20 protein-coding genes are annotated in these 22,403 nt (G+C 42.0%); 15 read left to right on the forward strand and 5 right to left on the reverse strand.

Features of this window, described 5'->3' with window-relative positions:
* Nucleotides 1–153: 153 nt before the first annotated feature.
* Nucleotides 154–1,011 (reverse strand): metallophosphoesterase, encoded by an 858-nt coding sequence (locus HMPREF2917_RS01845; protein ID WP_070588818.1) that lies wholly within the window; start codon nt 1,009–1,011, stop codon nt 154–156.
* 175 nt (nt 1,012–1,186) lie between these two features.
* On the opposite strand from HMPREF2917_RS01845, the gene prfB reads away from it, so the two are divergent.
* The 3 genes from prfB to ftsX all read left to right on the forward strand — a co-directional run bounded on the left by prfB (nt 1,187) and on the right by ftsX (nt 3,938).
* Nucleotides 1,187–2,282, forward strand: a protein-coding gene (gene prfB, locus HMPREF2917_RS01850) for a peptide chain release factor 2 (RefSeq protein ID WP_100209015.1) whose coding sequence is annotated in 2 segments (ribosomal slippage) — nt 1,187–1,258 and nt 1,260–2,282 — 1,095 coding nt in all. Because the reading frame shifts where the segments join, the coding sequence is not laid out codon by codon here.
* Nucleotides 2,283–2,326: 44 nt separating this feature from the next.
* Complete coding sequence (gene ftsE / locus HMPREF2917_RS01855; RefSeq protein WP_003008021.1) at nt 2,327–3,019, forward strand: cell division ATP-binding protein FtsE; 693 nt, start codon at nt 2,327–2,329, stop codon at nt 3,017–3,019.
* Nucleotides 3,012–3,938 (forward strand): permease-like cell division protein FtsX, encoded by a 927-nt coding sequence (ftsX, locus tag HMPREF2917_RS01860; RefSeq protein WP_070588819.1) that lies wholly within the window; start codon nt 3,012–3,014, stop codon nt 3,936–3,938. Before ftsE ends, ftsX begins: the two co-directional genes overlap by 8 nt.
* A gap of 75 nt (nt 3,939–4,013) precedes the next feature.
* On the opposite strand, the gene HMPREF2917_RS01865 is transcribed toward ftsX, so the two are convergent.
* A complete protein-coding gene (locus tag HMPREF2917_RS01865) occupies nt 4,014–4,649 on the reverse strand; it encodes an MBL fold metallo-hydrolase (protein WP_070588820.1) in 636 nt (211 codons plus the stop codon).
* Between the two features lie 118 nt (nt 4,650–4,767).
* On the opposite strand from HMPREF2917_RS01865, the gene HMPREF2917_RS01870 reads away from it, so the two are divergent.
* The 9 genes from HMPREF2917_RS01870 (at nt 4,768) to HMPREF2917_RS01910 (ending at nt 16,423) form a co-directional block, all read left to right on the forward strand.
* Nucleotides 4,768–7,221, forward strand: a complete 2,454-nt coding sequence (locus tag HMPREF2917_RS01870; RefSeq protein WP_070589707.1) for a bifunctional DnaQ family exonuclease/ATP-dependent helicase — start codon at nt 4,768–4,770, stop codon at nt 7,219–7,221.
* A 4-nt stretch (nt 7,222–7,225) separates the two neighbouring features.
* Nucleotides 7,226–8,206 carry a YeiH family protein gene (locus HMPREF2917_RS01875; protein ID WP_070589706.1) on the forward strand — a complete coding sequence of 327 codons (981 nt, stop codon included), beginning with the start codon at nt 7,226–7,228 and terminating at the stop codon, nt 8,204–8,206.
* Nucleotides 8,207–8,239: 33 nt separating this feature from the next.
* Entirely contained in the window at nt 8,240–9,469 is a 1,230-nt protein-coding gene (locus HMPREF2917_RS01880) for an FtsW/RodA/SpoVE family cell cycle protein (RefSeq protein ID WP_070588821.1), read from the forward strand.
* A 19-nt stretch (nt 9,470–9,488) separates the two neighbouring features.
* Nucleotides 9,489–10,040 (forward strand): DJ-1 family glyoxalase III, encoded by a 552-nt coding sequence (locus HMPREF2917_RS01885; protein ID WP_023918632.1) that lies wholly within the window; start codon nt 9,489–9,491, stop codon nt 10,038–10,040.
* 165 nt (nt 10,041–10,205) lie between these two features.
* Nucleotides 10,206–10,769, forward strand: a complete 564-nt coding sequence (locus tag HMPREF2917_RS01890; protein ID WP_003007999.1) for an HAD-IA family hydrolase — start codon at nt 10,206–10,208, stop codon at nt 10,767–10,769.
* A 12-nt stretch (nt 10,770–10,781) separates the two neighbouring features.
* Nucleotides 10,782–12,731, forward strand: a complete 1,950-nt coding sequence (gene gyrB, locus HMPREF2917_RS01895; RefSeq protein WP_049475345.1) for a DNA topoisomerase (ATP-hydrolyzing) subunit B — start codon at nt 10,782–10,784, stop codon at nt 12,729–12,731.
* A gap of 86 nt (nt 12,732–12,817) precedes the next feature.
* On the forward strand, nt 12,818–14,542 hold the full coding sequence (gene ezrA / locus HMPREF2917_RS01900; protein WP_070588822.1) for a septation ring formation regulator EzrA: 1,725 nt from the start codon (nt 12,818–12,820) through the stop codon (nt 14,540–14,542).
* 112 nt (nt 14,543–14,654) lie between these two features.
* Complete coding sequence (gene serB / locus HMPREF2917_RS01905) at nt 14,655–15,323, forward strand: phosphoserine phosphatase SerB (RefSeq protein WP_070588823.1); 669 nt, start codon at nt 14,655–14,657, stop codon at nt 15,321–15,323.
* Entirely contained in the window at nt 15,308–16,423 is a 1,116-nt protein-coding gene (locus HMPREF2917_RS01910; RefSeq protein WP_070588824.1) for a glycerate kinase, read from the forward strand. Before serB ends, HMPREF2917_RS01910 begins: the two co-directional genes overlap by 16 nt.
* A gap of 42 nt (nt 16,424–16,465) precedes the next feature.
* Here the strand turns inward: HMPREF2917_RS01910 and HMPREF2917_RS01915 are convergent, their stop codons facing one another.
* The gene (locus HMPREF2917_RS01915; RefSeq protein ID WP_070588825.1) at nt 16,466–16,918 is read right to left on the reverse strand and encodes a DUF1694 domain-containing protein; all 453 of its coding nucleotides are present in this window, start codon (nt 16,916–16,918) and stop codon (nt 16,466–16,468) included.
* 211 nt (nt 16,919–17,129) lie between these two features.
* Here HMPREF2917_RS01915 and eno point away from each other — a divergent pair, with 211 nt between their 5' ends.
* Nucleotides 17,130–18,434, forward strand: coding sequence for a surface-displayed alpha-enolase (gene eno / locus HMPREF2917_RS01920; RefSeq protein ID WP_021153554.1), 1,305 nt, complete (start codon nt 17,130–17,132; stop codon nt 18,432–18,434).
* 102 nt (nt 18,435–18,536) lie between these two features.
* On the opposite strand, the gene HMPREF2917_RS01925 is transcribed toward eno, so the two are convergent.
* Together HMPREF2917_RS01925 and HMPREF2917_RS01930 are read right to left on the reverse strand one after the other, a co-directional pair.
* On the reverse strand, nt 18,537–18,722 hold the full coding sequence (locus HMPREF2917_RS01925) for a hypothetical protein (protein ID WP_070588826.1): 186 nt from the start codon (nt 18,720–18,722) through the stop codon (nt 18,537–18,539).
* 95 nt (nt 18,723–18,817) lie between these two features.
* Nucleotides 18,818–19,828, reverse strand: coding sequence for a lactonase family protein (locus HMPREF2917_RS01930; protein WP_070588827.1), 1,011 nt, complete (start codon nt 19,826–19,828; stop codon nt 18,818–18,820).
* Between the two features lie 168 nt (nt 19,829–19,996).
* Between HMPREF2917_RS01930 and HMPREF2917_RS01935 the strand changes: the two genes are divergently transcribed.
* Nucleotides 19,997–21,172 (forward strand): AI-2E family transporter, encoded by a 1,176-nt coding sequence (locus tag HMPREF2917_RS01935; protein ID WP_070588828.1) that lies wholly within the window; start codon nt 19,997–19,999, stop codon nt 21,170–21,172.
* Nucleotides 21,162–22,391 (forward strand): tetratricopeptide repeat protein, encoded by a 1,230-nt coding sequence (locus tag HMPREF2917_RS01940; protein ID WP_070588829.1) that lies wholly within the window; start codon nt 21,162–21,164, stop codon nt 22,389–22,391. The genes HMPREF2917_RS01935 and HMPREF2917_RS01940 overlap by 11 nt, the downstream gene beginning before the upstream one ends.
* Nucleotides 22,392–22,403: the final 12 nt, after the last annotated feature.

Genomic DNA, 22,403 nt, shown 5'->3' on the forward strand with positions numbered 1-22,403 from the left:
TTTCAGGCACTTTTCTCACAGCGGAAAGTTTCGGTATTTTCTCGATCGATTTAAAAATTGGAACTTATTTATTTTTTGCAGAATCGCTTAACTTATTTTACTTTAAAATAGTTTGTCTACATTCTAAATTGGTTCCGAAGGAACCAATTTTTTTTATAGTTTAAGGATCGTCATGGCTTGAGAAAATTCATGAGCGAGCTGTTTTTTCTTGTATGCTTTAAATTCGGGGAGGTCTTTGATTCTGCGATAGCGTTTGTAGGGATCGTATCGTTTTGGAAAATCATATTCAGGAAAAGCTTCGAAAAATTGTTTGCAAAGCTCCCATTCTCGGACATAGCCTAAAGGTCTAGCATGATAGGTGATGTTGTCAATGGTTGTTGCTGGCATTCGGTGATGGCTATGACCAAAAATCACTTCTCTGACAGGATATTGTCTAAACAGTTCATGAAAGGCTTGGCTCCCTAGAAAAGCATTAAAGCGTTCAAAATAAGGGTGGCGCATAAGAAAATGACTATGAGGCACAAAGTGCATGGCGATGATCAGGGGTTGATCCACTTGCATGAGTTCTGTTTCGAGCTCTTGCAACAGACGTTGGGTAATGGCTGGATCAGATCCCATTCGTTGGAGGCGTCTGTCAAACCAAAATAGATTTTTGGTTTGGAGATGTTTTTGGGGAGAGATAGTAGGAACAAAACTGTAGTCATACCAGCCCGAAAAGGCAAGAAGCGTATGATTGGAGAAGGGAATCTTTTGAAATTCAAAAGGTCTCATGGCTTCTTCTGATAGGCCTAGCATATCATGATTTCCTAGGCTAAAGGTCACTGGAAGGTGACATTGAAGTTGGTCTAAAAATTCCTGTGACGTCTTTTCAAAGCCGTTGGCAATATCTCCTGCAATATGGAGATGTTGAATTTTTTTGTCCTTGAAAAGAGTGATCAGGGTCTCTAATTCTTCTTTGCCGAAGTTGTTTGAATCAATATGTAAATCGGACATAAAAGCTACTGTTGTCATGCTACCAGTCTAGCATAAGAGGATCTTTTTTTCTAACAATTAGGTTACAAATGAATAGAAAAAATGCTGAAAATCAGCTGGCTTGGCAGTGGTCAACCAGTAGATCCAATATTGAAAGGTGGGCAAATAGTGAAGGTTATGATATAATAGACTAGATACATAGAAAGAGGTACTTATGGACATTTCAGAAATTCGTCAAAAAATTGACGCAAATCGTGAAAAATTAGCTTCTTTCAGGGGGTCTCTTTGACTTAGAGGCATTGGAAGAAGAAATTGCCATTTTAGAAAATAAAATGACAGAACCTGATTTTTGGGATGATAACATTGCTGCGCAAAAGACATCTCAAGAATTAAATGAACTCAAGCAGACCTATGAAAATTTCCATCAAATGGTGGATCTCTTTGATGAGTCAGAAATCTTACTGGACTTTTTGGCAGAAGACGATTCGGTCAAGGAAGAATTGATCGAGAAGTTGGAGGAGCTGGATAAACGTATGACCAGCTATGAGATGACCTTGCTATTGTCTGAACCCTATGACAATAATAATGCCATCCTAGAAATCCACCCAGGTTCAGGAGGAACAGAAGCTCAGGATTGGGGCGACATGCTTCTTCGGATGTATACTCGTTTTGGAAATGCCCACGGCTTTAAAGTTGAAGTCTTGGACTATCAGGCTGGGGATGAGGCTGGAATCAAGTCTGTAACCCTATCCTTTGAAGGGCCACATGCATACGGTCTTCTGAAATCTGAAATGGGGGTACACCGTTTGGTTCGGATCTCTCCATTTGACTCCGCTAAACGTCGTCATACCTCCTTTACATCTGTTGAGGTCATGCCCGAATTAGACGATACTATCGAAGTCGAAGTTCGTGATGATGATATCAAGATGGACACCTTCCGCTCTGGTGGAGCTGGTGGACAAAACGTCAACAAGGTTTCTACAGGGGTGCGCTTGACCCACATTCCGACAGGGATTGTAGTGGCATCCACCGTGGATCGGACCCAATACGGGAACCGTGATCGTGCGATGAAGATGTTGCAAGCTAAACTCTACCAATTAGAGCAAGAGAAAAAAGCAGCAGAAGTGGACTCTCTAAAAGGGGATAAAAAAGAAATCACCTGGGGAAGTCAAATCCGCTCCTATGTTTTTACCCCTTATACCATGGTTAAGGATCACCGGACCAACTACGAAGTAGCGCAGGTGGACAAGGTGATGGATGGAGATATCGATGGGTTTATCGATGCCTACCTTAAATGGCGTCTCCAATAACCTCGAGGGAATCAACCAGAAAAGAATGAAAGGAATTTCATTACATGTCAATGATTGAAATGAAAGATGTTGTCAAAAAGTATGACAACGGGACAACGGCCCTTCGCGGGGTCTCTGTCCAAATTGAACCAGGAGAATTTGCCTACATCGTAGGACCTTCTGGTGCAGGGAAGTCGACCTTTATTCGACTTTTATACCGTGAAGTCAAACACGATAAAGGAAGTTTGAAAGTAGCTGATTTTGATTTGGATAAAATCAAAAAACGCGATATTCCTATGTTGCGACGCAATGTGGGAGTGGTCTTCCAAGATTATAAATTGCTTCCAAAGAAAACCGTTTATGAAAATATTGCTTACGCAATGCAAGTTATCGGTGAGCGCCGTCGCAATATTAAAAAGCGTGTGATGGAAGTTTTGGATCTTGTCGGATTGAAACACAAGGTCCGCTCATTCCCGAATGAATTGTCCGGTGGGGAGCAACAACGGATTGCGATTGCTCGTGCGATCGTCAACAATCCGAAAGTCTTGATTGCGGATGAGCCAACGGGGAACTTGGACCCAGATAATTCATGGGAAATCATGAATCTTTTGGAGCGGATTAATCTGCAAGGGACCACAGTATTGATGGCGACTCACAATAGCCAGATTGTAAATACTTTACGTCACCGTGTCATCGCGATTGAAAATGGTCGTGTAGTGCGTGATGAAGCGGAAGGAGAGTACGGATACGATGATTAGAAGATTTTTCCGACACTTAATCGAATCGCTTAAAAGCTTGAAACGAAATGGTTGGATGACGATGGCAGCGGTCAGCTCGGTTATGATTACCCTTAGCTTGGTTGCTATTTTCGCCTCTGTGATTGCCAATACCATTAAGCTTTCAGATGATATTCAAAATAGTGTGCGGGTTGTAGTATACATGCGCAAGGATATTCAAGATCAGAGCGAGCAGATTGAAAAAGACGGTCAAACCGTGACCAATGAAAACTACCATAAGGTCTATGATGCTCTGACAGCCATGAAGCATGTCGATAAGGTTGATTTTTCTAGCAAGGAAGAACAGTATGATAAACTGATCAAAACGGCTGGGAACAACTGGAAGATTTTTGATGGAGATGCCAATCCTCTCTATGATGCGTATTATGTAGAGACAACAGCTCCTAAATATGTGAAGCAAGTCTCAGCAGATGCCAAAAAAATTGAAGGGGTCTCTGAGGTTAAAGATGGTGGGGTCGATACCCAACGCTTGTTTGCTCTTGGAACCTTCATCCGAAACTGGGGCTTGATTGGTGTAGCTTTATTGATCTTCATCGCGGTCTTCTTGATTTCGAATACCATTCGGATTACCATCATTTCACGTAGTCGTGAGATTAAGATTATGCGACTGGTAGGAGCAAAAAATGGTTATATTCGTGCACCATTCCTTTTAGAAGGTGCTTGGATCGGTCTCTTGGGAGCCTTGGTTCCTTCAGCTTTGGTCTTTTATGTTTATAATGTTGTCTATACATCTATGAACAATAACTTGGCAGATCAAAACTTGTATCTCTATAGCCCTCATCTCTTGGTACCGATCATGGTCGGTGGCCTCTTTGGATTAGGAATTTTGATTGGGGCGATTGGTTCTTCAATCTCCATGAGACGTTTTCTTAAGATATAATAAAAAAGCAAGTTCGCACTTGCTTTTTTTGTTTACTTTGATGAGGACAGGAAGGATGATAAGGATTCTTTAGGATTATCTAAAGAAGGGATTGAACATCTTCTCGTGACCAATAGAGGTTTCAGGGCCATGACCGGGATAGACAGTGTAGGAAGATGGAAGGGTAAAGAGTTCTTCTCTAATACTGCTAAGTAACTGTGTTGCGTTCCCTGTTGGAAGATCGGTCCGTCCAATGGTTTCGCGAAAAAGGGCATCACCAGATAGAACCAGGTGATTCTGAGGAAAGACGATGGAAACCCCTCCGGCAGAGTGGCCTGGTGTCTCCAGAACATAAAAGTGGAAATCAGCTATTTGGTAATCGGAGCGAATGTCATAAAGGAAGTCGGCCTCCTTGCATACAACATCTTCTAAATCCGCATGACGATCCAAACCAGATAAATTATCGACAGGAGAAGACAACCAACTGGCTTCTGCTGAATGGACATAAACAGGTGGGAAATGATAGGTCTGACGAACCTTTTCAAGACTCATAATGTGATCGTAATGCGTATGGGTTAAAAGAATCGCTACAATTGGTTTTCCGATGCGATCTATTTGTTTTTGAATAGTCGTCCAGTCGCTACCTGGATCGACAAGAATGAGGGAGTGGTCATTTTCAAGGTAGTAGGTGTTTTCATAAGCTACAGGATTAACAGTACGATAGATTTTCATAAGGACTCCTTTCTAGAATAGTGTATCAAATTGCGAGGAAAATAACAGGATTTAAGTCAGCATGAAAGGAGAAAAAAATCTGCAGAGCTTGCTCAAACGTGATATAATTTTAAGTATTATGACAAGACAGAAACGGAAATATGCCATTGTGGACCTGGAAGCGACCAGTGCTGGAAGCAATGCTAAGATCATTCAGGTTGGGATTGTCATCATTGAAGATGGTAGGATTACGCAATCCTATGAGACGGATGTGAATCCCCATGAGCGATTGGATGAGCATATCAAACAATTGACTGGCCTGACAGATGCTCGCTTGAAAAAAGCTCCAGAGTTTGCACAAGTGGCAAAAGAAATTTTTGAATTAATAGAAGATGCCGTCTTTGTGGCCCATAATGTCAAATTTGATGCGAATTTATTGGCAGAAGCCCTTTTTTGGGAAGGATTTGAGCTAACGACTCCTCGGATTGATACGGTTGAATTGTCTCAAATTTTCTATCCGACTTTAGAACGCTACAATTTAGGAGCGCTTGCGGCTGAACTGGAAATTGAGTTGCACCATGCTCACTCCGCTTTAGCGGATGCTATGGCAACAGCCCAGCTGCTGTTGAAATTGAGAGAGAAAATTGCGAGCTTACCAAGAGGATTGATCGAAAAACTTCTTTCGATGGCAGATTGTTTGATTTATGAATCGCGACTCTTAATAGAAGATGCGCTTGAAGACAGTAGCCTTTTTTTACCAGCTCATTTAGTAGAAGTTCATGGTCTCTATCTGCGAAAGCCACAGCGGTTCTTAGAAAGTCACTATTTGTCTGAACAGTTTGAATTCAATATGCAATTGTTGGGAATGGAAGCTTATCCGGAGCAGAGAGAATTTGTTGCCTATATCGAGGACAGTTTGCACCAGCCGCTTCCAAGTTTTATCGAGGCGCCAACGGGAATTGGGAAGACCTACGCTTATCTGTTAACGCTTTTGGCTAAAACCTCCAAGCGCATTCTTGTGAGTGTTCCAACTAAAATTCTTCAGGATCAAATTATGAAGAAAGAAGGAAAGACCATCCAGGATCTTTTCCAAATTCCCATTCATAGCCTTAAAAGTCCCAAGGATTATATCCAACTCGATAAATTTTATGAGACCTTACAGAGTGAGTCAGATAATGGGATGATTCGACGCTTTAAAATGCAACTGTTGGTTTGGCTGACCATGACTGAAACAGGAGAGTTCAGTGAAATTGGCCAACTCTATCGTCATGTCCATTTTGTAGCTGACATTTGCCACGATGGTCAATTGTCGAAACGTTCACTATTTTATCAGGAAGATTTTTGGCGTCTTGGTCAGGAAAAAGTGAAAACCAGCCGGGTGATTTTGACCAATCATGCTTATCTGCTAACCCGTCTAGAAGATGATAAGAGTCTACTTCAAGAGTCTGTTCTGGTCGTGGATGAAGCGCAAAAACTCTTCTTTGCTTTAGAGCAATTTTCACAGAGAGAAGAAACCTTGCAATCTCTTCTTTTAAACTTGCAACACGCTATTGAAGAGGAAAAAGATCTTCTACAACGACGTTTGCTGGAGAGTATTCAATTTGAGTTAAATGCCTGCTCCAAAGAAGTCGTGCAAGGAAAAACGGCAGTCTTATCAGATCAAACGGTGGCAAAAATTCGACAGGATGTCTCAGAATTAAAAAACGAATCATTAGAGAATCTAAAGGAATTGTTTGATGAGCGCTACCAAACCTTTTGGATAGAAAAAGAAGTGGTTGAAAGCCACCAGATTCTTCGTCTTCATGGAGGAGTGGAGGACTTACTATCCTTTAAGGAATTTGTACCTGAAGAAGTGACCGTGCTCTTTGTATCAGCGACGATCGCTATCAGTAAAAAGGTGCTTTTACCTGCTCTTTTAGGATACCAAGAGCAGCAAATCTATCGGGTGCCAATAACAGTTAAACAACACCAGGAATTGTTGGTGCCGATAGATTTTCCAGATGTCGTTTCTTTATCTTCCGTGGAGTATGCAGGAGAGATTTGTCAGCTCGTCGGTGAACTCCTTCCTTTACGAAAGCCAATTTTTCTTTTGTTTACTTCAAAAGAATTGTTACTGGAGACGTCAAACGCATTGAAGTTTCCCCACTTGGCCCAGTATCGAAATGGTGATGCAGCCAATATTAAGCGACGATTTGACAGAGGAGAAAGCTCTATTTTATTGGGGACGGGAAGCTTCTGGGAGGGAGTCGATTTCTCCCAACAAAAAGAAGTGATTCAAATCATCACGCGCCTTCCTTTTGACAATCCTAAAGATTATATGGTTCAAAAGCTGAATACAAAACTCAGAGAACAGGGGAAAAATCCCTTTTATGACTATAGTCTTCCAGTCGCGATTTTAAGGCTAAAACAGGCTATTGGGAGAACCAGCCGTTTTCAAGATCAGGAATCTTTGGTGCTTTTATTGGATCAGCGGGTGGTAACCAAGCGATATGGAAAACAAATTTTGGATGGTTTGCAACAAGTGTTGCCCCTTCACACGACATTGAGAGAGCGGCTTGTTGAGCAAGCAGCTGACTTTTTTGAAAGGAATTGAGAAAATGAAAAATAAAGGATTTGGACTTGCAATTGCATTTGTACTGGCACTTTGTGCTATGTTGTTGGGAACTTTCTTTCCCATTATTGGCTCCAGTGTTTTTGCCTTAATTTTAGGAATTGTCCTTAATGAATTTGTGGATTTGCCGGAGAATTCACGACCAGGCTTGAACTGGTCCGGTAAGAAATTGTTGCAGTATTCGATTATCTTCATGGGATTTAGCTTGCCCATTGCGACAGTTGCCTCTACAGGTTTGTCTTCTTTAAAGATTAGTCTGCCAACGATAACCGTTGCCTTTCTTGCAGCTATTATTTTTGGGAGAGTCTTCCACCTGAAATCTCATCTACGGACCTTAATTGGGTTTGGTACAGCTATTTGTGGTGGATCTGCTATTGCAGCAGCAGCTCCGATCGTTGAAGCAGACGAAGAGGAAATTGCCCTATCTATGTCAACTATCTTCTTCTTCAACATTTTGGCTGTCTTTATCTTTCCAGTATTAGGGCATTTATGGCATATGTCTAATTTCCAATTTGGCCTCTGGTCAGGAACAGCCATTAACGATACGTCATCTGTTGTAGCAGCAGCATTTTCTTACAGTAAAGCAGCGGGGCAAATGGCTACAATTGTTAAGTTAACACGCGCCCTGATGATTGTACCAGTTTGTTTGGGCTTGATCGGTTTAAAATGGTATCGGAGTAAACAACAAGGAAGAAACAAAGGAATGTTAAAGAAAATTATTCCTTGGTTTATTATCTGGTTTATTGTGGCTTCCATTCTTTCTTCTATTGGCCTGGTACCTAAAGTGGTCCTACCTTACCTAAATGACCTTTCTCACCTCTTTATGGCCATGGCCTTGGTCGGAATCGGAAGCAAGGTTTCTTGGAAACAGTTCCGTGCAGCAGGAGCAGCCCCCCTTCTAGTAGGGTTGATTGCTTGGTTTTGTGTAGCAGGATCTAGCTTGATTCTACAAATGTTGTTCTATTAATTGATTTGATGATTCTCACAGAAAGGAACGTGAATGAAGAAACATCATTTTTGGACGATTCACCTGGATTATTCGATCATTGGGATTGTCTTCGCCCTTCTCATGATTGGGATTTTATCCGTTTATGTGGCAGTTTCTCATGATTATCCCCAAATGGTGTGGCCTTTTTTGGGGCAGCAATTGGCCTGGATTGGTGTGGGATGTATCATTTGCCTGATTGTGACGATTTTTAGTACGAAATTTCTTTGGAAAATCACTCCCTTTCTTTACCTACTAGGCTTGGCCTTGATGGTTCTTCCCCTTGTTTTTTATAATCCCAACTTGGTGGCTTCAACAGGAGCTAAAAACTGGGTGGCTTATGGGAACATCACCTTATTTCAGCCCTCAGAATTTATGAAGATCCCCTTCATCCTGATGCTGTCACGCTCTATTGTCCGATTTTTGCAAAGAAATAAGGGGCGTGAGCGATTATTACGACAAGATTGGTTTTTGATTCTAGAGTTGACCATCTATACGATTCCGGTCTTTGCCTTATTGGCCCTCCAGCAGGACTTGGGAACGGCCTTAGTATTCTTGGCCATCTTTGCGGGCTTAGTGCTCGTTTCAGGAGTTTCCTGGAAAATTATCTTGCCGGTCATCTTGCTTCTGGCAGGTGGATTAGCAGGCTTTCTCTTCCTCTTTCTTTCAGAAGGGGGGCGAGCTTTTCTGCACCAGCAAGTAGGGATGCCAACCTATCAGATGAACCGTATTTTAGCCTGGTTAAATCCTTTTGACTATGCACAAACCACCACCTACCAGCAGGCACAAGGACAGCTAGCTATTGCTAGTGGTGGTCTCTTTGGGCAAGGCTTTAATGTCTCCAATTTATTGGTTCCCGTACGGGAAAGCGATATGATTTTTACGGTCGTCGCAGAAGACTTTGGCTTTGTTGGAGCTCTGGTGCTGTTGATTTTATATGTGACCCTGATTTACCGCATTTTAAAAATTACCCTCCAGTCCAATAACCAATTTTATACCTATATTTCCATCGGATTTATCATGATGCTGGTCTTTCATATTTTTGAAAATGTCGGAGCAGTAACGGGTCTTCTCCCTTTGACGGGGATTCCCCTCCCCTTTATCTCACAAGGTGGATCGTCTATTATTAGTAATCTGATTGGTATTGGTCTGGTCCTCTCAATATATAATCATAGCAGCAAAAAGAAAGAGCCAGAAGAAGGGCCTCCAATCCGTAAAAAAGTAGTCCTTAAAAAGGCGCAATAGATAGAAAGAAGGAATGAAAATGAAAAAAGTAGCAACGATTTTAGCAAACGGTTTTGAAGAAATTGAAGCCTTGACCATTGTCGATGTTTTGAGACGGGCTGGGATCGACTGTGACCTTATTGGCATGGAAGAAACGGTCACAGGTTCTCACCAGATCACAGTGGAAGTCGATCGCCTCTGGAATGGGGACCTGTCAGATTATGATGGAATCTTCTTACCAGGTGGGATGCCGGGAGCTGCGAATTTGCGGGATAATTCGGAATTGATTGCAGCTCTTCAAGAAGAAAGTAGAAAAGGAAAAATCATTTCTGCGATTTGTGCAGCACCAATTGTCTTGGCGCGTGCCGGCCTCTTAAAAGATAAACACTATACGTGTTACGATGGTTTTGAAGAAGAGATTCAAGATGGACACTATCAGAAAGAAACAGTGGTGAAAGACGGGAATCTCTTGACCAGTCGTGGTCCTTCAACTGCGCTTGCCTTAGCCTATGCCTTGGTAGAACAGTTTGGAGGAGATGCCCAAAGCCTTCGTCAAGGAATGCTCTATCAAGATGTCTTTGGAGATGCTTAAAATTGCTCTTTTGGACACCATATTTTCTGGTGAAAGTTTACATTCTATGACGGAAAATGACTTCTCTATGATTTAAAATGAAATGACCGTAAAAAATGGCTAAAATCCCCCCTAAATGAGGGTTTTAGCTTATTTTTTTTGTCCATTTGTGGTATAATATTGACTATGAATTATCATGATTTTATATGGGATCTTGGTGGGACGCTATTGGATAATTACGAAACGTCCACAAATGCCTTTGTAGCGACATTGAAGGACTTTCACATTCAAGCCGATCATGATTCTGTTTATGCAGCATTAAAAATCTCAACACAGGATGCAATTCAAACCTTTGCACCTCATATTTCCAATTTTCGTACGGAATACAAGAAAAAAGAAGCCTTGGGCTTGCAAGAGCCGGTCTTATTTGAGGGAGCAAAAGAGTTACTAGAAGAGATCCAAGCACATGGAGGACGCCATTTTTTGGTATCTCATCGGGATCGCCAAGTTTTGACCCTTATTGAACAGACAGGCATTGCACCCTACTTTACGGAGATTGTAACGGCAGACGAGGGCTTTCCTCGAAAACCAGACCCAGCCTCTATGCTTTATTTGAAGGAAAAATATGGCATTCAAGACGGTCTGGTCATCGGAGATCGTCCGATCGATATAGAAGCTGGAAAGGCTGCAGGGCTTTCGACCTATTTATTTGATTCCATGCCACACTTACACCAGTTTATATTTGAATAGAAAAGGGAAATTATGACAGAGGATAAACAGCAAGAAAATCAAGCACAAGAATATGATGCCAGTCAGATTCAGGTCTTGGAAGGACTAGAAGCCGTTCGGATGCGTCCGGGAATGTATATTGGATCTACCTCAAAAGAAGGTCTTCATCATCTGGTCTGGGAAATCGTTGATAACTCGATCGACGAAGCCTTAGCTGGTTTTGCTAGCCATATTGAAGTTTTCATTGAAGCAGATAATTCGATCACGGTTGTCGATGATGGTCGTGGGATCCCAGTGGATATCCAAGAAAAGACAGGTCGACCTGCCGTTGAAACTGTCTTTACCGTGCTTCACGCGGGAGGAAAATTTGGCGGAGGTGGCTACAAGGTATCTGGTGGACTTCACGGGGTAGGGTCATCCGTTGTGAATGCCCTCTCCACATCCCTCGATGTTCGCGTCTATAAAAATGGCAGTATCCATTACCAAGAGTATCGACGTGGACACGTTGTAGATGATTTGAAAGTTATCGGGGAGACAGATCGGACAGGGACAACCGTCCACTTTATTCCAGACCCAGAAATCTTCACGGAAACCACCGAGTATGATTTTGAAAAATTAAATAAACGGATTCAAGAATTAGCCTTTTTGAATCGTGGCTTGCGTATTTCTTTGACGGATAAGCGAGAAGGTCTGGAGCAAGAAAAGCATTACCACTACGAAGGTGGGATCTCTAGTTATGTCGAATACATCAATGAAAACAAAGATGTCATCTTTGAAAAACCAATCTACACAGATGGTGAAATGGATGATATTACTGTTGAAGTAGCTATGCAATATACCACCGGCTACCATGAGACGGTCATGAGTTTTGCGAATAACATTCATACCCATGAAGGTGGGACGCATGAACAGGGCTTCCGTACAGCGCTCACTCGTGTGATCAATGATTACGCTAAGAAAAATAAACTCTTAAAAGAAAACGAAGACAATCTAACTGGGGAAGATGTTAGAGAAGGCTTAACAGCAGTGATCTCGGTTAAACATCCAAATCCACAGTTTGAAGGACAAACCAAGACCAAACTTGGAAATTCAGAAGTTGTTAAGATTACCAATCGACTCTTTAGTGATGCCTTTTCTGATTTCCTTTTGGAAAATCCGCAAATTGCTAAGAAAATCGTCGAAAAAGGGATTTTAGCAGCGAAAGCTCGCGTGGCTGCTAAGCGAGCGCGTGAGGTGACCCGTAAGAAATCAGGGCTTGAGATTTCCAACCTACCTGGTAAATTGGCAGATTGTTCTTCAAACAATCCACAAGAAACAGAACTCTTTATCGTCGAAGGGGATTCAGCCGGAGGATCTGCAAAATCTGGTCGAAATCGGGAATTCCAAGCGATTTTACCAATCCGCGGTAAGATTTTGAACGTTGAAAAAGCAAGTATGGACAAAATTCTAGCCAATGAAGAGATCCGTAGTTTATTTACTGCTATGGGAACTGGATTTGGTGCAGAATTTGATGTTACAAAAGCGCGTTACCAAAAATTAGTGATCATGACCGATGCCGATGTCGATGGCGCTCATATCCGAACCCTTCTATTGACCTTGATCTATCGCTATATGAAACCAGTCTTGGAAGCGGGATATGTTTATATTGCGCAACCACCAATCTATGGGGTCAAAGTCGGTAGTGAAATCAAAGAATATATCCAACCTGGTGCCAACCAAGAAGCCGAATTAGCTGCAGCTTTGGAACGTTATTCAGAAGGTCGCTCAAAACCAACCATCCAACGCTATAAAGGTCTTGGAGAAATGGATGATCACCAATTATGGGAAACAACCATGAATCCAGAACACCGCTTGATGGCACGAGTATCAGTAGACGATGCTGCGGAAGCAGATAAGATCTTTGATATGTTGATGGGGGACCGTGTGGAACCACGTCGTGAATTTATCGAAGAAAACGCTGAATATAGTACACTCGATGTATAAAATTCACCGAACGCTTCCCATTAATGGATATTTTATGGTATAATTACTAGGATTACGTTCAAGTAATACGATGAAGGAGTTTTTATATGTCTAGTGGACTAATTGTTCTCATCTTTATTGTCGCCCTTATCTTGATTGTAGGATATGTGGTTGCAGTCATTTTGAGAAAAAGAAATGAAGCCTTACTGGCAGCACTGGAAGAACGAAAAGAAAAGTTATACAACCTTCCGGTCAACGATGAAGTAGAGGCCGTAAAAAACATGCATTTGATTGGTCAAAGTCAAATTGCATTTCGTGAATGGAATCAAAAATGGGTAGATTTATCCTTAAATTCATTTGCTGATATTGAAAACAATCTGTTTGAAGCGGAAGGCTATAACAATTCTTTCCGTTTCATGAAGGCTAAACAAGCCATTGATAATATCGAAAGTCAGATCCAATTGATCGACGAAGATATCAAGGCGATTCGCAAAGCCCTTTCTGATCTGGAAGAGCAGGAACAAAAGAATAGCGGACGTGTGGTTCATGCCTTGGATATGTTTGAGGAACTTCAAAAAGAAGTCACTTCAGACCCAGATCGTTATGGCAGTGCGCTTCCTGAAATTGAAAAACAAATTGGAAATATTCAATCTGATTTTTCACAATTTGTAACCTTGAATTCTTCAGGTGACCCTGTTGAAGCGGCTGAAATCCTTGATACAGCTGAAAATCATATTGTAGCCTTAAAACAAATTGTTGAGCGAGTGCCAGAAATTGTCACTGCTCTTCAAACAAAACTTCCTGATCAATTAGAGGATTTGGAAAGTGGCTACCGCAAGCTTTTGGAATCTGGATACCACTTCACTGAAACAGATATTGAATCTCGTTTCCAACAGTTGCATGCTTCCTTGAAGAACAATATGGCCAATGTATCTGCCCTTGAATTGGACAATGCCATTTACGAAAATGAACAAATTCAAGAAGAAATCGATGCTTTGTATCACATCTTTACTCGTGAAATTGAATCACAAAAAGTTGTGAAGAAGTTAGTGAAACAACTGCCTGGCTATTTGAAACATGCTAAAGATAACAATAGCAAGCTTGCGGCAGAAGTGGAACGTCTCGGTAAAACATTCGTCTTGAATGAAAGCTTCAGCCAACAGTTAAAAGAGTTGGAAGCAGAGCTATCTTCACAAGAAAATGTGGTAGAAGATGCCTTGAAAGATTCATCTGAAACACAAAAGGCCTATTCTATCGTAGAAGAAGAGTTAGAAGCTATCGAAGCTCGTTTGAAAGAAATCGAAGATGAGCAAATTGGCTTAAGTGATTCCCTTTCAAAAATTGAAAAAGACGATGCCAATGCTCGCCAAAAAGTCAACATCTATGCCAACCGTTTGCATGCCATTAAACGCTATATGGACAAACGGAACTTGCCAGGAATTCCTCAAGAATTCTTAGAAATTTTCTTCACTGCAAGTAACAATACAGAAGCTTTGATGGATGAGTTGGAAGGGGATAAAATCAACATCGAATCAACTAATCGTTTGTTGGAAATCTTGACCAATGATATGAATGAATTGGAAGAAGCGGCGTATCGAATTGTTCAAAATGCGACATTGACAGAACAATTGTTGCAATACTCGAACCGTTACCGTTCATTTGATGATCATGTACAGGCAGCCTTTGATGAGTCCCTTTATATTTTCGAAAGAGAATATGACTATGCTGCTTCCTTCAAAGTTATCTCAGATGCTTTGGAAATGGTAGAAGCTGGCGTAACTGATCGCTTTGTTACTTCATACGAAAAAACCCGGGAGCAAATTCGCTTTTAATAACAGAAAAATGACCTTTTAGGAGGTCATTTTTTTATCTTCAAATCATCATTGAAACTTGAAATTTAAACCCTATTTTTGTATAGTAAGGGAGAAATAAGAAAGGAAAGCGATGAAAGAAGTAACAGGTCTCCTCGTTATGGATGTAGATGGAACCTTGGTCCGACAGGAAGGGATTGATCTACTAGCTCAAGAAGCTGGCGTGGGAGAAAAAGTGGCAGAGATTACTGCACAAGCGATGAAAGGGGAGCTGGATTTTTCAGCATCTTTAGAGGCGCGTGTTGCTTTATTGAAGGGGTTAGAGACCTCTATCTTTCCGAAAATTTTGGAGCAGATGGAAGTCACGCCGGGTGCTGAAACATTAATCACGGAACTACATCAAAGAGGTTACAAGGTTGGTCTTGTTTCCGGGGGATTTCATGAAGTCATCGACCCTATTGCGAGGTCTTTAGGAATTGATCTAGTCCTAGCAAATCGTTTAGAGGCTTCTGATGGCCGTTTGACAGGGAAAGTCCTCGGTGGGATAATCACACCTGAAAGGAAAAAAGAGTCTCTCCTGACGTGGGCGAAAGAAAATCATGTCCCACGAAGTCAGACGATTGCGATGGGTGATGGTGCCAATGACCTTCCGATGATTGAAACAGCCGGTATTGGGATTGCCTTTATGGCAAAGCCAATCGTCGCTGAGCGAGCCCCATATTGTATCGAGAAGAGGGATTTAAGCCTTGTTCTTGAAATTCTAGACCAGCATAGAAAGGAAACAGCATGCATATCCTACTAGCACCGGATTCATTTAAAGAATCCTTATCTGCCAAACAAGTAGCAGAAGCCTTGAAAAAAGGATTTCAAGAGGCTCTACCAGATGCAACTTTTGACCTCCTTCCTATTGGGGATGGTGGCGAAGGCACCATGGAAACCCTAGCTGGAGTTCTGGATGTAACGGAGTACCAAACTCAAGTAACCGGACCATTTGGACAGCCTGTTTCAATGTCTTACTACCAAAAAGATGAGATGGCTTTTTTTGAGATGGCTTCACTTGTTGGTTTAGGCTCCATTCCAGCTGATAAACGAAATCCTCTTGAACTGGAAACGCGAGGAATTGGTGAACTTATTTTGCAATTGGTTGACCAAGGGGTTAAAACGATCTGTGTAGGAATTGGTGGTTCTGCAACGAATGATGGTGGGATTGGGATGGCTGCTGGACTTGGGGTAGCCTTCTATGATGATCAAGGCCATCTGCTTCGTCCTGTCGGGGCTTCGCTCGGTCGTGTGGCTAGAATAGATACCAGTGCGGTTCCAAAAGCTTTACAAGACATCGAGCTCCAAGTCTTAACGGATGTAACCAATCCTCTCTGTGGCAGTCAAGGAGCGACCTATATCTTTGGTGGGCAAAAGGGATTGAATCCCCTTCTGTTTCCAGCTGTTGATCAGGCTATGCAGGATTTTTACCAGCTAGCTGATGCACGAATTTTGTCTATGCCTGGCGCCGGAGCTGGAGGTGGCATGGCTGCTGGCTTGGTCGCTTTTGCGGGAGGTCAGATTTCATCAGGAATTGAAAAAAGTCTTGATTTGATTGACTTTGATCACAAAGTACAAAAAGCTGATCTGGTCGTCGTGGGAGAAGGTAGGATGGATCTCCAATCACTTTCTGGAAAAGCTCCTGTCGGGGTGGCCGAACGAACACCAGAAAAGATCCCAGTTATAGCTATTTGTGGTAGCTTAGCGGAGGATTTGCCTGCTTTTCCTAGTCATCACATTGAAGCTGCCTTCTCTATCGTACCTGGTCCTTGTGAGGTAGCAGATGCACTCGCTCATGCTGAAAGGAATCTGATTTCCTGTGCTCGAAATATTGGGAACCTTTTAAAAATAAAAGCAAACTAAAAAACCAATGGAAAGGAGATGTTCCCTTCCATTGGTTTTTCTTTAGCTAAAGAGACGTTTCCAAAATGATTTCTTTTCTGGACTGGCAGTCTCTTTTTTCTTTTCAAATAAATTTGGATACTGGAGACTCATATCTGTTGGTGAAATTCCAGATGGGTGGTCAGTATGGATGATGAGACCAAAGGGGGAATGGCGACAGTCATCCGAAACGATGCTTGCCACAAGACCAAGATCTTTGGTTTTTTTCAAATATTGTAGCTGGCTGCTTTCATCTAAAGCTGGGGAGATCTTGACCAAAACAGGATGAAAGCGATCTGAAATATCAGTGAGGATTGTCGAATACTGCTCCAGGTACATCTTGTCCCTTGCCTCCTCCAAGGTGCATGAAGCAATCACCCGCTCCTCATAAGTCTCCAAAAATCGACGCTGCTCATCCGGATTGAATCGAGTAGGACCAGCAGCTTTTTCTAAAATCGTTTTATTAATATCTGTCATAAGTTTAGTATAGCATAAAGCGTAGCAGAAGAGTAGAAGAATGCTAAAAAATTAAATAAGGAGGGGAAATGGCAGAAAATAAGATAGTGGAACCGTTTTCTTGTTAAAAACTTCTCAATTTTCGTAGATTTCCTTGTTTTTTCTTGAAAAAATAGCCTAATTACGATATGATAGAGGAGTAAAAAATATAACTCAATAAGGAGAGTAAGAAATGTCAATTATTACTGATGTTTACGCTCGCGAAGTCCTAGACTCACGCGGTAACCCAACACTTGAAGTAGAAGTATATACTGAATCAGGTGCTCATGGACGTGGTATGGTTCCATCAGGAGCTTCTACTGGTGAACACGAAGCAGTTGAACTTCGTGACGGTGACAAATCTCGTTACGGTGGTCTTGGAACTCAAAAGGCTGTTGACAACGTAAACAACATTATTGCTGAAGCAATCATCGGCTATGATGTACGTGATCAACAAGCTATCGACCGTGCTATGATCGCTCTTGACGGTACTCCTAACAAAGGTAAATTGGGAGCAAACGCAATCCTTGGTGTGTCTATCGCTGTAGCTCGTGCTGCTGCTGACTACCTTGAAATCCCACTTTACAGCTACCTTGGTGGATTCAACACTAAAGTTCTTCCAACTCCAATGATGAACATCATCAATGGTGGATCTCACTCAGATGCTCCAATCGCTTTCCAAGAATTCATGATCGTACCTGCTGGTGCACCTACATTCAAAGAAGCTCTTCGTTGGGGTGCTGAAATCTTCCACGCACTTAAGAAAATCCTTAAAGGTCGTGGTCTTGAAACAGCCGTTGGTGACGAAGGTGGATTTGCTCCTCGTTTCGACGGAACTGAAGATGGTGTAGAAACTATCATCGCTGCTATCGAAGCTGCTGGTTATGTTCCAGGTAAAGACGTATTTATCGGATTTGACTGTGCATCATCAGAATTCTACGATAAAGAACGCAAAGTTTACGATTACACTAAATTCGAAGGTGAAGGAGCTGCTGTCCGCACTGCTGCTGAACAAATCGACTACCTTGAAGAATTGGTAAACAAATACCCAATCATCACTATCGAAGATGGTATGGACGAAAACGACTGGGACGGTTGGAAAGCTCTTACTGAACGTCTTGGTGGTAAAGTTCAATTGGTTGGTGACGACTTCTTCGTAACAAACACTGACTACCTTTCACGTGGTATCGAAGAAAAATGTGCTAACTCTATCCTTATCAAAGTTAACCAAATTGGTACTCTTACTGAAACATTCGATGCTATCGAAATGGCGAAAGAAGCTGGTTACACTGCCGTTGTATCACACCGTTCAGGTGAAACTGAAGATTCAACAATCGCTGACATCGCAGTTGCAACAAACGCAGGACAAATCAAGACTGGTTCACTTTCACGTACAGACCGTATCGCTAAATACAACCAATTGCTTCGTATCGAAGATCAACTTGGTGAAGTAGCTGAATACCGTGGATTGAAATCATTCTACAACCTTAAGAAATAATCTAGTTTACTAGACTAAAAAGATCCTTGAGTTTTCTCAAGGATTTTTTTGTTATCGAGCCAAACAAAAACTCCTCAACTACAGCGTTGAGGAGTCGTCTTATTAGAACAAGCCTTTGATTTTGTCCAAGGAACCGCTGACCATTTCATTTCCAGATACAAGCCCTTTAGCTTGTTCAAGGTAGTCACCGAGGTTGTCTTTGTTATCATCAACAAATTTCTTTGCAGCGTCGAAGTCTTTCTTTTCGATCATTTCTTTAACTTGGTTAAATAAGTCCAATGGATTCATGTTAGGGTCTCCTAAAATATAAGTTGTGAAGTCAGGCTCACGCCTTTTTCTCATCTATTTAATCATTTTTTTAGAGGTTTGACAACTAAAACGACTTAATGAAAAACCGTACAAACGGCCTCTGGAACATAGAAGTCGTCAGATAGAAGGGTCAATTTTCCGCTAGCAGGATCCCGCTTGAAGACGGTGGCATTAGGTGAATCTTGATGGGCTGCGATTAGGTGGTTTTGATCAGGACTAAGTGTGAAATCACGTGGATTGAGCCCTTGAGTTGGAACAATTTCAATCAGTTCTAGGCTACCATCAGCCACAACTTTGAAGACAGCAATGGAATTGTGAGCACGGTTAGATGCATAGAGGAATTTTCCATCAGCTGAGAGCTTGATCGCAGAAGCCCATTTTTGACCATCGTAGTCTGATGGAAGTGTGGAAACAGTTTGGAAGTGTTCGAATTCACCCATACCGTCATAAAAGAGTACATCGATCGTAGCATTTAATTCATTGATGAGATAAGCAGTCTTATAGTGAGGATGAAAGACCAGGTGACGAGGTCCTGCCCCTGGGGCTGTTTGATACTGATTGATCAGGGTTAGATTTCCTTCCTCGCTAACATCATAGACATGCAAACTATCTGTTCCTAGGTCACACGTGATCAGGTACTGATCTGGTGTAAGGTCTGCATAGTGGGTATGTGGACTTGCTTGATTGGCATGAGGACCACTTCCTTGGTGGGTGTCTTGATCGACAAAGGATAAACGCCCATCTGCCTCTAGCTGATATACGAGAACTTGGCCTTTGTGATAGTTGGCTCCATAGACCAGTTGACGCTTGTCATCGACAGAGACATAGCAGAGTGGTGCTCCCTCTTCAACGACGTGATTGAGCAGCTGAAAATCAGCTGTAAAGCTTGCGATTCCTCCTTTTCCCTCTTCAGCTCCGACACTGTAGAGGTTGCCTTTTTCAGAAAAAGCGATATAGGTTGGATTGGGCTCAGCTGCCACTAGTTCAAGTTGGCTCAATGTCCCTGTTTCAGGATCAAATTGTGCCTTGTAAATTCCTTTGGATTCTTTTTTGGTATAGGTACCGAAATAAATGGTTTGAGACATAGGTCACCTCGTATGATTTGTTAGGTTTATTATATCAAAGGTCCTATTGGAAGGCAATTGCTAGTTGAAAAGGCGAGGGCCTTTCTTTCTTATTTTGCTAGTTTTTTCGTAACTTCAAGCTCAAAAAATGCTAAAATAGAAACAGATTGAAATGAAAAGGAGTTCTCTGTGGATAATAAAGAAAAACAGTTTAGTTTGTCCTGGTTTTTTAGATGGTTTTTAGACAACAAGGCCATTACCGTATTTTTAGTTACCTTGCTGTTGGGCTTGAACCTTTTGGTTTTGAGTAAAATCACCTTTATTTTTATTCCTATTTTTGAGTTTGCAGGAGCCGTCATGCTGCCTGTTATTATCTCTGGTTTGCTCTATTACCTGCTTAACCCTATTGTTGACTTTCTTGAAAGAAAAGGACTCAAGCGTATTTTTGCGATTTCCTTAGTCTTTTTCTTGATTGCAGTGCTTTTAATTTGGGGTCTAGCTGTAGTGATTCCATCCGTCCAACGACAAGTGGTGAGTTTCTTTCATAACTTGCCGTCTTATTTGGAGAAGGCCAATGCAACCATCGATGATTTTCTAGATAATCGCGTCTCCTCTGATATCAAACCCCAGTTAGATGAGATCACTAAGGAACTGTCTGCAAACATTACTTCTTGGGCCAGTTCGATCTCTGGGCGGGCTGTCAATTGGGTCAGCAACTTGATCGGAGTGGCTTCGCAAGTTATTGTTGCCTTGATCATCATGCCTTTTATTGTCTTTTATCTTCTTCGAGATGGAAAAAATTTAAAGGGCCACATTGTTCGCTTCTTACCAACTAAGATTCGTAAATCGGCTGAACAAGTTCTCTCAGATGTCAACACCCAACTCTCCAACTACGTTCGAGGGCAAATTACGGTAGCCATTGTCGTCGCCATTATGTTCATCATCTTCTTTAAGATCATTGGCTTGCGCTATGCGGTGACACTGGGGATCTCTGCGGGAATCTTGAATTTGATCCCATACTTGGGTAGTTTCTTAGCCATGTTACCTGCCTTAGTATTGGGTTTGGTAGCAGGGCCAGAGATGTTTATTAAGGTCTTGATTGTATTTGCAGTGGAGCAAACCATTGAAGGACGTTTTGTATCACCTTTGGTTTTGGGAAGCCAGTTAAATATCCATCCAATTACCATTTTATTTGTGCTCTTGACATCAGGATCTATGTTTGGAATCTGGGGAGTTTTCCTTGGAATTCCAGTCTATGCATCTGCTAAGGTGGTGATCGGAGCTATCTTTGAATGGTATAAGGTCGTCAGTGGCTTGTATGAAGAACACAATGAAGTAGAAGAGGAAACACACAGTGAGTCATAGTCAACAAATGGTAGAGGCTCTCGATCGGCAAGAGCTAGAAGAGGCAGAAGTTCAATTTCAACAGGCTTTGTTAGAAGATAGTGAAGCACAATTATTGGATTTAGGTCAATATCTTGAAAGTATCGGTTTTTACCCTCAGGCAAAAGAGATCTATGAACAGATTGCAGAAAGCTATCCAGAAGTGTATCTAAGTTTGGCAACCATCCTTGCAGAGGAAGGCCAAACGGAAGAGGCCTTTGCGTATTTAGAAGAAATTGGATCTGAATCAAACTGGTATGTGGCCAGTCTCTTGGTTAAGGCGGATCTCTATCAGATGGAAGGCTTAGCAGATGTGGCGCGTGAAAAATTAGTTGAAGCAGCCCGTCTGTCTGATGATCCCATCATTCAATTAGGACTAGCTGAAATTGATCTGGAATTGGAACGCTACCAAGAGGCTATCCAAGAGTATGCCCAGTTAGACAATCGGGAGATTTTGGAAGCAACAGGAATTTCCACCTATCAACGGATCGGTTTTGCTTATGCCAATCTTGGTAAGTTTGAAGCAGCTGTTCCTTTCTTAGAGAAGGCTCTGGAGATTGAGTTTGATGACCAGATTGCTTACGAATTAGCGACCTTATTGTCTGACCAAGAAGAATTCCAAAAAGCCCTGATCTACTACAAACAAATTGATACCTTGTCGCCTGATTTTGAGGGCTATGAGTACGGTTATGCCTTGGCTTTACAGGCTGAAAATGACCGTGAAAAAGCGCTTGAGATTGCTAAACAAGGGATCCAGAAGAATCCCTTTGATGCCCAATTGAAGCTTCTTGCTTCTCAGCTTTCTTATGAACTTCACCAGCCTGAACAGGCAGAAGCTTATCTATTAGAGGCTAAAGAAGTGGCAGATGATCTCGAAGAGATTGCTCTTCGCCTGACCACCCTTTATTTGGAACAGGAACGCTTTGACCAAGTCTTGGCTTGGCAAAATGAAGAAGTCGAAACAGTTGTCACTCGGTGGAACATTGCCCGTGCCTTGGCTGCCTTGGAGAAAACAGAAGAGGCCGTCTCAGCCTACCAAGAGCTCTATGAGGATTTAAAGGACAACCCAGAGTTCCTCGAAGCCTATGTTTATTTGTTGCGTGAGGCTGGAGATGTGACGAAGGCGCGTGAAGTGGCTAATCAGTATTTGGCGATCGTACCAGACGATGTGCAGATGCAAACCCTCTATGATAGCCTCTAATCAAAACCATAT

Source organism: Streptococcus sp. HMSC061E03 (assembly GCF_001813505.1).
Lineage (GTDB): Bacteria > Bacillota > Bacilli > Lactobacillales > Streptococcaceae > Streptococcus.